This window comes from Reichenbachiella sp. (genome assembly GCF_039941815.1).
GTDB lineage: Bacteria > Bacteroidota > Bacteroidia > Cytophagales > Cyclobacteriaceae > Reichenbachiella.
In genome coordinates this window covers 254738-269025 of sequence record NZ_JBDVDW010000023.1, presented here as the reverse complement: position 1 = coordinate 269025, position 14288 = coordinate 254738, and the positions used below count along the sequence as shown (strand labels likewise).

The following is a 14288-nucleotide window of genomic DNA, read 5'->3' as shown; positions in this document are numbered from 1 at the left end:
CAATTAAATTTCTATGCCACCTTCTTCTTTCACAGCATCTCTCACGAAAATTTTTCCTTCGTTGAATTCCTCGATGGCTACGATAGTAGGTTTAGGCATTTTTTCATAAAATTTAGAAATTTCGATTTGCTCTCTGTTTTCGAAGATTTCTTCCAGATTGTCTACTGTAGATGCAAATTCTGCCAACTTCCCGCTCAACTCTTCTCTTACATTAGAAGAGATTTGTCTCGCTCTTTTTGAAATTACATTTAAAGACTTGTAGATGTTGCCAGTATTGGTTGACAAATCGATGATGTCTCTTGTTACAATTGATGGTTTGACCGCCATTATTATGAATTTTTAGATAATTTTTTCGTTTCTTCCAGTGAGTTCACATAGAACTTCTCTGCCTTTTTCAAGAACTCGCTGTTTGGATATTTGTCGACTAACTTCTCATAGAGTTCGATAGCCTTTTCATATCTTTCTTTCTGCTTCGATCTGATGCTTTGCTTTGCATAGCTATATTCAGAATCGACGGCATAAAAAAGAATCTCTTCGTTTAGCCTAGAATCCGGAAATTCATCAGCAAAGGTTTCGAAAGCAACTCTTGCTGCTTGCCACCTTTCAAGTTTATGATATTGTTTGGCATTTTCAAATGCCTTCTTTTCAAGCTTTCTTTGAAGCTCATCTATATATTTCGTCGCAGGTTCGGCATATTCACTATACGGGTTTCTGTTGATGAATGCCTGAAACTCATTGATCGCTGTATAGGTACTGCTTTGATCAAGATTATAGTCTGGTGACTGCAGATATGACGAATAAGCAGACATGTAAGCTGCTTCTATAGCCCAATCACTCCTGGAGTAGATTCTTGCAAACTCTTTGAAGTAACTGCCACTAAGTATATACTGTCTCTGGTGGAAATAGGAATAGGCTCTGTAGAAACTTGCCTTTTCTGCATCAAGGGTTCCTTTGATGATCGGCAACACCTGATCAAACAAAACACTGGCCTTGTAATACTCCCCCTCTTCATAGTAGCGAAGAGCTGCTTCATACTTCATCTGCCAATCTGTACTTTTCTGTAGTCTTTTAAATTCACTACAGGAGATCGCCAAAACAGCGACTAAAACAAGCACAAAATTCCCTAAAAACCTCATTTTTCGCATAAGCGTGCAAATATAGCTTCTTTACCTTAAATACAACAATTTTTTTTGAGCTGAGATACAACCGCTTTACGCATTATCTAGCGCTCTTCTTGTAAATGATCCCGAGCAGTGTTTAGTTGCTTCAAGGCTTCTTCGCTCTTCACATTATCTAACATCATCTTACCCGCTTCCACCTTATCTTTGTTGTTTTCAATTAACACTTTTGCTTTAGCTTTTAGTTCATCTTGATCCACTGGCAGAGCAGACTTGCTCGCATAATAGGTAGCTACATCGTGCAGCTCCGGTCGTTCATCTTCGCGCCAGTCAAATCCTTCAAGAAACATATCCTCCTCATTGAGCTCATGCGGAGGGATAAACTTAGCTTCGGGCTGCGTGTAAAATGAAATGTTTTTCATAAGGTTGTCACCAAAACGCAGGGTCATGGCGCTACAGAATATTTTATTCATCCCTATCAGCAGGCTGTCACCTTTGAGTAAAAAATAGTGACTCTCACCATTGCCGTTGATGTCCATGGTCTGTATGTCCCCGAACTCATTGAAGTGACCCACCATTTTTCTGCCTTTGATTTGATTGTGTTGCCCCAGGGTATCAATAGAGATCAGAAATGCATTTTTCCGTAAGGTCATAGTCTCCAGAATGTCCTCTTTGAATAGTAGATCGATGCTATCTGATACCATCTGGCTGGATTTGTTCCATAGCACCGGGTCTTTGTACATATGGATGGTGGAGTCGGACAAGAAGTAGGCGACCGAGTCGCACTTGCCTTGCATATTACGCTTGTACATCAATATATTGTAGTAGGCCAGTATCCTTTCTTTGTCCTTATCGACACTTTCAATAGACACCAGGGTATCGGAAGACATAAAAAAGGTATCACGTCGCATGACACGTTTCATCAAAGGCCGACCATAGACATGACTGATGCCTGCCTTTTTATCATACACTGCTTTGTCTCCAAATATGATGATATCATCTTTTTTGGAGGTCATCACTACGTTGCCTTCTGCCGTATAGAATTTTTTCTTATCATCGATAAAAAGCTCATCGCCAGTTACAATATAGTTTCGTGTTTCAATCGTGCCTTCGGCAAAAGTTGTTTGATCCTGTGCCGTCCTGAACCGTCCACCATCTGCATCCACAGTGGTACCGTCTTTATTTTCAATATAGGTGGGACCTTTGGTGACGGCTACTTTTGATATGGAAGAGTATTCCAGCGTATCTGCTCTAAGATTGAACTCAGGTGAAACCAATAACACATCTTTGAAGAAATATGCCTGGCTTATTTTCGAATGATATACTCCGTAGGTACTAGTCAGCGTATTCTGTTCGTCTACCAGTTTGCCATATTCCTTGAATTCTCCGATTTCGGTAATCAAATTATAATCCAGAATATCTGTATAGAGTACTTTGCTTCCTTTTCTATAGACCACGTCCTTGCGTAGCAGCGCCATGCCTTCATTGCCTTTGTAGATCAGCTTCTTTGAGGTGATCGTGACCGAATCATCCACAATTCGGACCTTACCAAAGGCTTCCATTTCATTGGCTCGTGAATAGAAGTATGCAGAATCACAATATACTGTGGTAGACTTCTGAGTGAAAACTACATTATGAAGTAGTTTTTTGTAACGTACTTTACCGCTCCTGACATTCGTTAGCCGATCGGCTTTATATTTGATTTTTTCTCCCTTTTGAGCCAATGCCGGAGTGGCTAAAATCAGAGCACCAACCATCAAGAACAAAAACTTTATTCGCATAGTGTAAAAATATGTGGGCAAAGCTACATCGAATCCTTGAGATTCATATGCAATGAAGTCAAGGGCCAATCTACTTTTTCAGTCTAAATCAATAAATCATATTTCGCTTGACTAACGAAAAAAAACTAAGTTTGATCAAAAATTCGTTTCGGTGACTGCACTCGGCCAACATTTTGAAAATTATATAAGAAGGCAAAAGTTATTTGGCCCCAATGACAGGCTCCTATTGGCTGTCAGTGGCGGGCTCGATTCTATGGTCCTGGCTCACCTGATCCGTGCCAGCGGCCATACTTTTGCGATTGCTCATTGTGATTTTCAACTCCGACAACTAGCGTCCGATCAGGATTCAGCTTTCGTGCAGTCTTATGCCAAACTAAATGGTATTAGTTGTTACCATAAAAAATTCGAAACACAGGCTTACGCTAAACAGCAAAAACTGTCTACGCAGTTGGCTGCAAGAGAATTACGATATGACTGGTTTTCTGAGTTGATGAAGGATAAGGGCTTCGATTATCTTCTCACGGCTCATCACGCCAATGATCAGTTGGAAACCATGCTCTACAATCTGACAAAGGGCACCGGAGTAGCTGGACTTAGAGGAATCCCTGTTAAAATAGAAAACATCCGAAGACCACTACTCTTTGCGACCAGAGAGGAAATCGAGCAATATGCCATGCAACATAATATCGAATGGCGCGAGGACAGTTCCAATCAGGACGATAAATATCGCCGAAATTTGATCCGACATCGGGTCGTACCACCACTCAAGGAGATCAATCCAGCTCTGGAACGTACCCTGTTGAATACAAGCCGAAGATTTGATGCACTGGAAAAACTGCTACTTGTAGAATGCAAGCGTATCAAGGCTAAATACATGATCAAAAATCTTGACAATGAACTACTATCTCTTAGCTGGTATGAGGAGTCAAAAGGAGGTCTGGCAATCCTGACGGAACTTTTAAAAGGTTATGGATTTAATTCAAATCAATGTGCTTCTATCAGTGATGCCATAGACACTCAGTCCTCAGGTAAACAATTTTTCTCCAGTCAATATGTACTGGGTATTGACCGTGAGTCATTAATAATATTGCCAAATGATGACCAGCCCATAGTGGACCTCGTCATTAATGAGCAGGATGAAGAACTATCTACCGCTGTAGCCAATTTTACTTTTGAAAAAACCGAAACCACTGACGGTTGGACAAAGAATAGAAACGAAGCTTACCTGGATGCAGACAAAATTGAATTCCCACTAAAGCTTAGAAATTGGCAGCAGGGAGATGTCTTTCACCCACTAGGTATGAAGGGCAAAAAAAAGCTAAGTGATTTTATGATTGATGAGAAAATTCCCGTAAACTTGAAATCGCGTGTTCTGGTCTTTGAGTCCAACCAAGATATCATCTGGATTGCTGGGCATAGAATAGACGATCGGTTCAAAATCACACCTAAGACCAAACACGTATTGATCATTAAAATGACCGACCATGTTTAATCCATTCAAGAAGAAATACAGCAAGGAAGAATTAGACCTGATAGCTTTTTTGGCTCAGACACGTCATTTTGAAAAGTTGGATGAAGACGAGTTGGGGCTCTTTTTGCCGTATATGTACCTCCGCGACTATCAGCAGGATGAGGTAGTATTTTTTGCTGGCGACCCAAGTCATGCCCTCTACTTAATCAATCGTGGTTCTGTCTCTCTCTCTATAGATGTAAATGATCGATTCGAGCAACTAGCTGAGGCCTATAGAGGGCAGGTTTTTGGTGACAACAGTCTAATAGAAAGCGCCAAACGTATCTATACCTCTGCGGTCACATCAGAAAAGGCTCAGCTGTATGTAATTCCTCAAATCAACTTACTTGAAATATTGAATGATCACCCTGAAGTAAGGGCTAAAGTAATGACAGCCTTTGCAGAGGTATATAATGAGTACACCGCACAGCTGTTCAAAACTTACAAGTCTCATTTTGGATTTTTTGAATTGAGTAAGGTCTATCTGGGCAAAGTATAGAGCACGCATCTCATTCAAAGTCACTGACGAGCATTTCGCATCACAAATTTCCAAAAGTCGTAGCATCAATTCTACCGAAGAATTCATTCTTTTTGTCCCATAAAGAGCAATTATTGGCTATTTTTGCGCCAGAATATGATCCCTTTTTTAGAATTATAAAATACAAACAAGATGAAAGTAACTGTAGTAGGTGCCGGAAACGTAGGTGCCAGTGTAGCTGAGTACGTAGCCATGAAAGAATTGGCCGATGAAGTTGTGATCCTGGATATCAAAGAAGGTTTTGCTGAAGGCAAAGCTATGGACCTCAACCAATGTGCCACTCTCAATGGATTCAACGCCAAAGTCATTGGTACTACAGGTGACTATTCAAAGACTGCTGGCTCGTCGGTGGTGGTGATCACTTCGGGGATTCCAAGAAAGCCTGGAATGACCAGAGAAGAGTTGATCGGTACCAATGCAGGAATCGTAAAGACTGTGACAGAGAATTTGGTGAAGCACTCTCCGGATGCCGTATTAGTGGTTATCAGTAATCCTATGGATACTATGACCTACCTGTCTGCTAAGACAAGTGGATTGGCCAAAAACAAAGTAATTGGCATGGGCGGAACACTGGATAGTGCGAGGTTCAAATACAGATTGTCCGAAGCGCTAGATTGCAATCCTAACGATGTAAAAGGAATGGTCATCGGTGGTCATGGGGATACAACAATGATTCCGTTGACAAGATTGGCATCTTACAACGCGACTCCTGCATCTAACTATATCTCTGCGGAGAGAATGGAGCAGGTGGCTGCTGACACCATGGTAGGTGGAGCTACTCTGACTGGACTTCTCGGTACATCTGCATGGTACGCTCCCGGAGCTGCTGGTGCTGAAGTAGTGGAAGCGATCATCAGAGATAAAAAAATCATGATGCCATGTTCTGTTTACCTTGAGGGTGAGTATGGACAAAAAGATATCTGTATTGGCGTACCGGTGATCCTTGGAAGAAACGGTATTGAAAGAATCATCGAGCTGGATTTGAACGATGATGAAAAAGCAAAATTCGAGGCAAGCGCTGCGGCCGTTAGAAAAATGAATGAAGCATTGGAAATGTAAACTTCCAGCTTTCTGATTTCAATAAGCCAAAAGCAAAATATATCGGGCAAGTCCCAAATACAAACTCCCGTTTGATCAATCAGACGGGAGTTTTTTTTGTTTTTTCTATCAAAAAAACATTGAATAAGTCCTGTGAGCGGAAGAAGATTATAGGTTTTAGAAGATTGATCTTTGTAAAAAATGCGATCAGAGATTAGCCTTCAATATCTATCCAATTTGGGGTGAGATTGCTATCTGTTCGCAGTACGATCTCATGTCCCCAGAAAGTACCTCCATCCTTCCAGCCAATTTCTATACTGCCATCTTCAAACAACTCAATGCGCCTTGGCGTAATCAGCAATCTGAATTTTTTTTCAGACAGCGGTGCTTCGTTCTTACGAAGCCAGCCGTCGTTTTTGATTTCAAGTAATTCATTGCTGATTGCAGTGAGCAATTGGCTGTAGCGGCTTGTGAGATATTTTATTCCACGATCGACTGTATTGTCATGTATCTCTCTGGCCATATTCTCGGGACCATGTACATCCACTTGAATATATTCGATTCCTACCAAATGCTTACTTTGAAAAGCCCCCAACCTTTCATTGTATTTAGCTACAGGTCCCATAGATATACCCCTCCGTTATGTCCATGTTTTCTGTGTACTTCTCGGTCTACCAGAATCATTTTATACTTCTCCTTCAAATGATGCCACGTGAAATTAGCAGGACTTCCTGAACCGGCCTGGCCTGTTATTCGATTCGCAATTGAGAAGTGTTGACTACGCGTAGCCGTTTTTAATTCCACCACCGTTTTTTGATCTTTCAACAACCCATATCCAGTTTTAGTGTATCCTGATTCCATATCAACGATTGCTCCTTCTGTAGGGTCTTTCCAAACGGTCTGTTGGGTAGGAGCGGTAAATTTGAAGTAACCATCGTCATCCTTAGTATATTGAACCCCAACATAGGGTCCACGTGCCGAGGTGGGATAACTTTTTGGTCCCGAAGGACCTGCACCCCTGGCAAATTGCATTGGCTGCGCAGTATCATCAGATCCACTTTGAGCTGCAATCTCCGCGGCCTTTTCCCTGATTTGTGCTCTCGTCATTACTCCTGCACTTAACCAATTTTCAAAGGTAGCACGTCCTACCTGCTCACCAAATTCCTGAACTACGCCTAAATCCATAAACAAGGATTCCAACCAGCCAGGATCTGTAGCCTTCCAATAATCCATTTGGAGATATTCTGTTTCAATTAACTCAGTGGCACCTACTCCCGCCGGCTCATCGTCATGTCCATCACCTTGCATCGCATCAGAATCATCGCCTTCTGTTGGCATAAGTCCCTGAAGTGCCCCCAACACCTGAGCTTCCAAAAGCTCCATAGGCACTTGACCACCATTGATCGCTGCAACAACGCCAGCCATGAGCCCGCTGATATCTACATCCAAGTCTGGCAATACGCCAACATATGTTCTAATTTCATCGCTAGATGTGTCCTGTAAAAACTTAGCCCATACGTTTTCATCAGATGCTTCAACACTCTCCTCAATGCCTCCATCTTCCAAACCATAATCAATTTCGCCTATTCCACCCTGAGCTCCATTTTCCCAATCAAATACTTCATTGATATGTTCAAATCCAAAATTCTGGGAAATCCAATCAATTAGTCCAATCTCGCTACGATCATCATCAGCTATTCGATCAAATTCTTCCAGCATATCCGGCCTCTCTTGAACCACATATCTTCTTACCAATTCTATTTCCATTGAATGATTAGCATCGAAATACCCTTGAATTGTACTGGACATTGGTGAACCATTGATTAGTGCTGATGTGTCATCCGAACTATCATTTTCAAGTCCCACATTAGTATTAGCTGCTCTCATCGCCTTATCACCCATCACATCTGCTTCACGCTCTAAATTGGCATCGTCATTCACATTTATCTTTCCCTTCAATTGTTTGGTGGGTTGTACGCGGCCTTGTTTTTGTTGCACGACATGCCAGGCTTCATGGGGCAAGTACTTTTCTTTTCCTGAGCCAATATGAATTTCAGTTCCTTGGGCAAATGCGTAAGCATTGAGTTGAGCAGGTTTGTCTGAATTGAAATGCACCTTCACATCGTCCATTGCATATCCTGAGAGGCTTTCTATGCCGGTTTTGAGCGAATTAGGAAGTCCTGTCTTGTTTTCTTTGTTGTATGAACTTATTAGACTCGCAGGCGTGATATTATCTGCAAGAGCCTGCAGCTGTAGCGTTTTATCATAAAGAGAGCTCTCTTCTGCCAACTCCTGGAGCTTATTTTGGACTACAAATTGAGAGTTCTGCTCCAAACCATCCCAATAGGCACTTGACTGAGATCTAACCTGAGCCAATCTATTAGCCACAGATCGAGACTTTCCTCCATGTTCTTTGGTAGATCGTGTGTTCATTTAGGTTGGTCAAAAAAAATGCGACATCACAGAAGTGAACCATAGATGCGCTTTTATAATATTAATAGATTTAGGCAAAAGAAACAACACCGATCTTCTAGAACTTTCAACTATCGGTTTCGTTCTGATTCATGATTTGATAATTGAAAACAAATCCACTCAATGTAATCTGACCATAGCCTAGAAATCAGAAAAAATGTATCTGGATATTTTGATTAAATATTGATCAACTCTGATATTCTAATTTGCCAGATTTGGCCCTCCAGCTCATAGAAAAAATATTTCCCGTCTGGCGTGAGTGTTGGCGTGAGCTCCCATTGATCAGACTTGTTGACAGTGTTGAGTGGTTCTGGATTGGACCACTTCCCATCCAAGTTGTGAGAGATGTAAAGATCAATGGAGTTAGAGCTGGTGATATACCGATTGAAAATGATAAATCTTTCCTGTGGGTCGACAACCAAATCGTTTTCAACTTCAACGGAGTTGATTGATGTCAGTGGCTTTGGTAAGAGATAAGTGCCATTTTTATATTCTGACACATATATATCCATGCCCCCTTTGCCTCCCTCCCGGTCAGAATTAAAGTACAAGTTTCCATTTCTGGCAACGGATGGATAGGAATCATAGGCTGTAGAATTTATCTCCCCGAGCGGCTTTGGATAACCCCATATATTTTCTTGTTTCACTGAATACCATATATCATGGGGTCTAGCTGTATCGGGCGCTTCCGGATCATATCTCGAATTGAAGAAAAGGGTGTCATTACCTGTATTCAGCACAGGATGGTATGCATCTATCCCATGGTCAAGTCCAGCAAGAGTCCCCTTCTGCCAATTGCCATCTTTGTAATCATAGGGCAGCAGTGCCATGATGGCCTTTCCATTGGAAAACTTCCTCTCTGTAGGCAACGAGACTATTATTGTGTATCCATCATTGGTAAAGCAGATTCCATTATTGGTTCTGATCAGGCCAGAGGCAAATAGCTGTGGTCCAGTGGTTTCTTTGGGCAACTGATAAGCCAAATGACTTTCCAACGGCCCTTGTCCGGATTGACAACTGGCAAGCCATAAAAGGATCATAATGCAACCTTCCCAGCGTTTCATCATTCTGCCTTTTGATAAGCTTCTTCCAACCAGCCTATGAGTTCATCATCAACTTCATCCACAGATGACAATTTTACTCGATGAGTACACATCGTACCAAAAGGTCCTGAGTTTTCTAGTCTGCTTCCCACTGGTTTATCTTTCAATTTCAAACCCAGATCAATTCGGGATTTCGTGGCTGGTTTGATCAGTGCAAATTGCTTTTTGCGTATCATGCTGACGCTATCCTTTTTGGGCGTCCTTGTGACATCGGATCCAAACTTTTCTATGGCGACTACGAGTTTTTCGTATATGGGACGTAAGACCTCTTTTCCTTTGTATTGATTTTCTAGCAGGTCTACTGCGTCTTGTGACCCAGCGTCCGATTTTCTTGCTTTAAGGGCTACGAAATTGGCATAACCGTGGGTGAAGCCATGTTCAGATTTTAAAAAATCAATGATGGCCTTATGTTTTTCGATCTTAGCTTTCATCACCACATCAATCCAATGCTCAAGTGACTTTCCAGTTTTATCTAATAATCCTTGTTCCATTATTTATATTTTACCATGTTCCTAATATTGCCCCCATCAGAGTGAGTGCGACTACGCAGTATCCAGCATTGATCAGATAGGCTTTCAAAGACTGCATTTCGAATAGATACAAAATACCCAGCATGGTGGATACCCATCCAAATCCAGCAAGAAATCCAGCGATTGAGCCAAACATTGTATTGGCTTCGGGGCCAATGAACATTTCCAGCGTGATCGCCGCTATAAGCGAGAGCAACAGTGAAAGTCCAAAAGTCTTGGGAAGGTTTCTTTTCTTAAGGTCTTCTTCCGTAAAGTTGAATTCCTTCATCCAGGCGGTGCCAAACAAAGGGCCATACCATAAGCCTCCTACAAAAAATGAGGAAACTGCGGCGGCGATACATGCGAGCCATGATACGGCTCCTAATGATGAGGTTAAATCCATGTTTTTAGTTTTTGAACAAGTTTAGCACGAGCGGCAGAGTCGATATAGTAAAAAATTAACCTTCGCGATCTAGTGGAAAAAAATTTGGTTCGTCCTTATGATGTTCTTCTATGAATTCCTGTGGATTGAAGCCTGAGAAGTGCTTAAATTCCTTGATGAAATGGGATTGGTCTGAATACCCGCATTGATAGGCTACTTGTGACCACTGTATTTTTTTCTGCTCTTTTAGTAGAACCAGCATTTCGTTGAATCTTATTATTCGATGAAAATATTTGGGTGTGAGACCGAGGTATTTCTTGCACTGATCGATGAGATGCTTTTGTGTATTGGGATATGAAGTCATGGCATCATTGATTCCAGCGGCAGACACTTCTTGAAGTTTGCTCGCCACATCCAAAAGGTCCTTTGACGGTCGTTTTTGTTCGTCAAACCTATCCAGGAGCCATTTTTCGGCCAGCTGAAATTTATCTGAGTTCTCATCCGTATTGTAGAGAGATTCTCTCAGTGCCAGAATTTCGTTTCCCAGGACTGTTTCTGCAGGCACTACTTTTCCGGTCAGTTCTTCTAGTGGGAAGTGGAAAAATGGATATGCACCAAATGGCTTGAATTGTATCACAAACATCTCTGATTTTTGATGTGAGGAAATGGATATATAATTGCGATGCATTCCAGAAATCCAGACCTTGGTAAAACTTTCTTTAGGCTTTAAAGTGTCGTTGTCGAAGGTATTTCTAACAAAGTCGTCTAACTCAAAAATGATAAATACGTGTCCAGTGGGCACCACTCGCTCAATTGAGTGGTCTGGTTCAAAGTTTTTGAAATGAAATATTGACTCGATATGATCAGTCAATGGGGCACTCAGGACATGTGGTTCAAACTGCATTGTTGCTCATTTATGCTAAATAAGAAAGATAATCACATGGTGAGCAACTTGCAAAATAATTGTCATGTTCAATTTGATTTTTGAAAGACGCTGCTGGGTTTAGGTGGTCCAAAAGGTAACGAAGAATACAATTGACCGATAGATAAACTGAGCAACACCTCCGGCAAGAAAAACCAAAAGGCCGCTCCAAATAGCATGATACCATTTGGTATCAATAAACCGATAAAATGAAAACATGGCATATATCACTGGCAGAACGAACATAAAGAAGGGAAACCAAAAGGTCCAGGCACTAAGATTGCTTCCGATGAGGCGGATAAACCATATATAAAGAGGTATCAGTACTCCGCTGAGGATAACACATGATAAAAAGATGGTGAAATAGTGAATACTAAAAATTAGACTGTCGTAATAGAATTTTCTTTTTCTGATGGCCAATAGATAGACGAAGAAAGCAATGATTGGAATATTCAGAATCATGATGGTTTTAGATACATTATCTGATGCCTGATTGTATTCTATTGCATACTCTTCCATGGTCAACTCCTCTTCCGCCAACTTCTTCTCAACCAGACGATTGGCAATTGCTTTATGAGTAGGCTGATACAGTTGGTCGACCAACGGTAGCGAATAGTCTGTCATGGGTGACGTGAAAAAATAAAAAACATTGACAAAGAGAAAGATAGTGACCGGTGGCATAAACTTGCGTCTTTTGCCTTCTAAGAACTCAACGGTCATGAGTCCTGGCTTGAAGAACAGATACTTAAGACTGACCCAAAATCGATTGTCGACAAATAGTAAATTATTGATCAAATCTCCAAATAAATGAGCCAACGACCGATCATTTTTTAGTGTTTTTTGCCCGCAATGCGAACAATACTTTGCCGTTAATTCTTGGTTGCAATTGGCACAGAGTCCTGACATACCGGTAAGATTTTTTGTTGATCAGGTCAGCAAAATAATAGATTTTGGGATAATAGTCATGATTGTAATAAGCTGATCAGCCAGTCAAAGACAAGATTATTTTGGCTCTATCATATCTCGATAGTTGTAGATACGTTTATCAAGAATGTGTTCTACTTGCTGTAAGGATGATTGGCTTAGTAATTTTCTTACCTCAAGTAGTTTTTGATAGCGGCTATAGTCAATTGATCTGTTTTTCTTTGCTCCGGTTTTAAAAAGAATTGAATGATCATCGATGTGCTTATCCATGGCTGCCAAATGTGGATCTCCTTTGTCTCGCTTCTCCTTGTATAGATTAGTTTTTGTTCTACTTTGAGAATTGTGCATAAATCTTGGATCTATGTCTTCGATCTCTTGATGATAAACTACATCATCAGCCCCAGGACCCGTGATATCCGGTAGATGCATTTCAGGAATACCTTTAATTAGTTCAGCTGTCGTCATACTGGCCATTTTATGCAAATCATCTATACTAAAGGTTTCACAATGATAGGAATCCATCTGCACATCACCATCGGAATAGAAACGAACATCCTTCTCCACCTCTCCAAAACTTGCATCGGCGATAGCTTGTAGCTTTCCAAAATTCTTAGGTGTTCCAGAAGCATCCACGCTAAATACTTGAAGCTTACCGTTGGAGCCAATCTGGATAATGACTGGAGTATAATGTCCATCACCCAGAAATATTAGATGCAGCTTTTTTACACGTGCCACGTGCTCCACTTCCATTTTTACTGCTTTCTGAAGGTCAAGTAAGAAGGCCTTAAAACTGGAGTCATTTACGATAAATGGGCTAATTGCTCCATCCGTTTTTAAAGAAGAGACTTCTAACATCATGGCGGTCACTTCTCCTGAAACCTCAGACTCATCTTTCTGCATAATTGCATCATCTTCCGCACTAACCACTGTATCATCATCTGCCTGTTTCATCCGCTCCATCACACTTATTTTCTCCTCCTTCGCAGAAATGAGTGAGTTCAATTCCTTCAAAATCTTTTCCTTAATGCTTACCTCATAGACAGCATCTGCTTCGATTGGTTTTGCAAGCTTCGTGTTGCTGGGAAGGTGTAATAAATCAGTATCAACTATAAAATGTGAAACTTCGTAAATTTTATTGTGGTATCCGGTAAGTTTAACTCGATAGGCCTCACCCGCATCCAACGCCGCCAAGATCTGACCTTTAATAGGGCCAATGGTCGTATGCACATAAACCTCATCTGGAGCTACCAAACCTTTCATCCGTTGAGTCACCGTACCCTTAATCGGACTCATATGATATTTCATCCTAGAGGCTCCTGTATTGCTCTGCTGATGACTATTCAAGAAGTTTGTGGATTCAGATATCAATTTCAATTGAATGGAATCAGCCTTGAGACCCATCACATCAGCTTCTTTTTCAAGTTGTTGATCGTCATTGATATGTACTTTGCCTTTCAGCTGAGTAGTGGGCTTTACTCTTCCTTGCTTCTGCTGTACTACGTGCCAGGCTTCGTGCGGCAAATGTTTTTCCTGGCCCGGAGCAAGATGAATGTTGGTACCCTGGGCATAGGCATGTGCGTTTAATTGTGCCGGTTTGTCTGAGTTGTAATGAACTTTGACATCATCCATGGCATAGCCTGAAAGGTTTTCTACCCCTGATTTCAGATGACCTGGCAGCCCTGTGTTATTTTCCCTCTTTTGAATTGGTTTGCTATCAGAAGTAAACGTATCGGCTAGAGACTGCAACTGGGTCACAGAAGAAGCTTTACTATTAATCTCAGAACCTCTTACTTGACTTACTTTTTTGTCTATAGGGGCATGACTGGCTACCGAGCGATTTTTAATTTGAGGCTTCTTGCTTGCATGAATGCTCATGATTTTAGGTTTAGGCGATGTTATTTCAATACTGAAATAATCATCAGATGGTCAGTTATCAGCGATAGCAAGTATTGTTAAGTTTGCAATAAAATCGCTTCTTACTATAATAATAC

At 41.2% G+C, this 14288-nt stretch carries 14 protein-coding genes; 3 read left to right on the top strand and 11 right to left on the bottom strand.

The window, feature by feature from the left end:
* Positions 1-3: 3 nt before the first annotated feature.
* From ABJF11_RS04430 to ABJF11_RS04420, 3 genes are all read right to left on the bottom strand, one after another.
* Complete coding sequence (locus tag ABJF11_RS04430) at positions 4-327, bottom strand: DNA-directed RNA polymerase subunit omega (protein ID WP_348118325.1); 324 nt, start codon at positions 325-327, stop codon at positions 4-6.
* 2 nt (positions 328-329) lie between these two features.
* Positions 330-1136, bottom strand: a complete 807-nt coding sequence (gene bamD / locus ABJF11_RS04425; protein ID WP_348118324.1) for an outer membrane protein assembly factor BamD — start codon at positions 1134-1136, stop codon at positions 330-332.
* 86 nt (positions 1137-1222) lie between these two features.
* Positions 1223-2899: an OstA-like protein gene (locus tag ABJF11_RS04420; RefSeq protein ID WP_348118322.1), complete on the bottom strand. Its 1677-nt coding sequence runs from the start codon at positions 2897-2899 to the stop codon at positions 1223-1225.
* A 151-nt stretch (positions 2900-3050) separates the two neighbouring features.
* On the opposite strand from ABJF11_RS04420, the gene tilS reads away from it, so the two are divergent.
* From tilS to ABJF11_RS04405, 3 genes are all read left to right on the top strand, one after another.
* Positions 3051-4391 (top strand): tRNA lysidine(34) synthetase TilS, encoded by a 1341-nt coding sequence (tilS, locus tag ABJF11_RS04415; protein ID WP_348118321.1) that lies wholly within the window; start codon positions 3051-3053, stop codon positions 4389-4391.
* On the top strand, positions 4384-4908 hold the full coding sequence (locus ABJF11_RS04410) for a cyclic nucleotide-binding domain-containing protein (RefSeq protein ID WP_348118320.1): 525 nt from the start codon (positions 4384-4386) through the stop codon (positions 4906-4908). The genes tilS and ABJF11_RS04410 overlap by 8 nt, the downstream gene beginning before the upstream one ends.
* Before the next feature lie 171 nt (positions 4909-5079).
* On the top strand, positions 5080-6006 hold the full coding sequence (locus tag ABJF11_RS04405) for a malate dehydrogenase (protein ID WP_348118318.1): 927 nt from the start codon (positions 5080-5082) through the stop codon (positions 6004-6006).
* 193 nt (positions 6007-6199) lie between these two features.
* On the opposite strand, the gene ABJF11_RS04400 is transcribed toward ABJF11_RS04405, so the two are convergent.
* The 8 genes from ABJF11_RS04400 to ABJF11_RS04365 all read right to left on the bottom strand — a co-directional run bounded on the left by ABJF11_RS04400 (position 6200) and on the right by ABJF11_RS04365 (position 14172).
* On the bottom strand, positions 6200-6610 hold the full coding sequence (locus ABJF11_RS04400; RefSeq protein WP_348118317.1) for a DUF2262 domain-containing protein: 411 nt from the start codon (positions 6608-6610) through the stop codon (positions 6200-6202).
* Positions 6598-8418 (bottom strand): HNH endonuclease, encoded by a 1821-nt coding sequence (locus ABJF11_RS04395; RefSeq protein WP_348118314.1) that lies wholly within the window; start codon positions 8416-8418, stop codon positions 6598-6600. The genes ABJF11_RS04400 and ABJF11_RS04395 overlap by 13 nt, the downstream gene beginning before the upstream one ends.
* Before the next feature lie 215 nt (positions 8419-8633).
* Positions 8634-9524: a hypothetical protein gene (locus ABJF11_RS04390; RefSeq protein ID WP_348118313.1), complete on the bottom strand. Its 891-nt coding sequence runs from the start codon at positions 9522-9524 to the stop codon at positions 8634-8636.
* Positions 9521-10051 carry a DUF5655 domain-containing protein gene (locus ABJF11_RS04385; RefSeq protein ID WP_348118311.1) on the bottom strand — a complete coding sequence of 177 codons (531 nt, stop codon included), beginning with the start codon at positions 10049-10051 and terminating at the stop codon, positions 9521-9523. The genes ABJF11_RS04390 and ABJF11_RS04385 overlap by 4 nt, the downstream gene beginning before the upstream one ends.
* 10 nt (positions 10052-10061) lie before the next feature.
* Entirely contained in the window at positions 10062-10472 is a 411-nt protein-coding gene (locus ABJF11_RS04380) for a DUF1761 domain-containing protein (RefSeq protein ID WP_348118309.1), read from the bottom strand.
* 55 nt (positions 10473-10527) lie between these two features.
* Complete coding sequence (locus ABJF11_RS04375; RefSeq protein ID WP_348118307.1) at positions 10528-11355, bottom strand: AraC family transcriptional regulator; 828 nt, start codon at positions 11353-11355, stop codon at positions 10528-10530.
* 99 nt (positions 11356-11454) lie between these two features.
* Entirely contained in the window at positions 11455-12189 is a 735-nt protein-coding gene (locus tag ABJF11_RS04370) for a DUF3667 domain-containing protein (RefSeq protein ID WP_348118305.1), read from the bottom strand.
* Positions 12190-12375: 186 nt separating this feature from the next.
* Complete coding sequence (locus tag ABJF11_RS04365; RefSeq protein WP_348118303.1) at positions 12376-14172, bottom strand: DUF4157 domain-containing protein; 1797 nt, start codon at positions 14170-14172, stop codon at positions 12376-12378.
* Positions 14173-14288 lie beyond the last annotated feature (116 nt).

Coding starts and splice junctions, on each gene's coding strand:
- ABJF11_RS04430 (WP_348118325.1), bottom strand. CDS start 327: ATGGCGGTCAAACCATCAATTGTAACAAGAGACATCATCGATTTGTCA.
- bamD (WP_348118324.1), bottom strand. CDS start 1,136: ATGAGGTTTTTAGGGAATTTTGTGCTTGTTTTAGTCGCTGTTTTGGCG.
- ABJF11_RS04420 (WP_348118322.1), bottom strand. CDS start 2,899: ATGCGAATAAAGTTTTTGTTCTTGATGGTTGGTGCTCTGATTTTAGCC.
- ABJF11_RS04410 (WP_348118320.1), top strand. CDS start 4,384: ATGTTTAATCCATTCAAGAAGAAATACAGCAAGGAAGAATTAGACCTG.
- ABJF11_RS04405 (WP_348118318.1), top strand. CDS start 5,080: ATGAAAGTAACTGTAGTAGGTGCCGGAAACGTAGGTGCCAGTGTAGCT.
- ABJF11_RS04400 (WP_348118317.1), bottom strand. CDS start 6,610: ATGGGACCTGTAGCTAAATACAATGAAAGGTTGGGGGCTTTTCAAAGT.
- ABJF11_RS04395 (WP_348118314.1), bottom strand. CDS start 8,418: ATGAACACACGATCTACCAAAGAACATGGAGGAAAGTCTCGATCTGTG.
- ABJF11_RS04390 (WP_348118313.1), bottom strand. CDS start 9,524: ATGATGAAACGCTGGGAAGGTTGCATTATGATCCTTTTATGGCTTGCC.
- ABJF11_RS04385 (WP_348118311.1), bottom strand. CDS start 10,051: ATGGAACAAGGATTATTAGATAAAACTGGAAAGTCACTTGAGCATTGG.
- ABJF11_RS04380 (WP_348118309.1), bottom strand. CDS start 10,472: ATGGATTTAACCTCATCATTAGGAGCCGTATCATGGCTCGCATGTATC.
- ABJF11_RS04375 (WP_348118307.1), bottom strand. CDS start 11,355: ATGCAGTTTGAACCACATGTCCTGAGTGCCCCATTGACTGATCATATC.
- ABJF11_RS04365 (WP_348118303.1), bottom strand. CDS start 14,172: ATGAGCATTCATGCAAGCAAGAAGCCTCAAATTAAAAATCGCTCGGTA.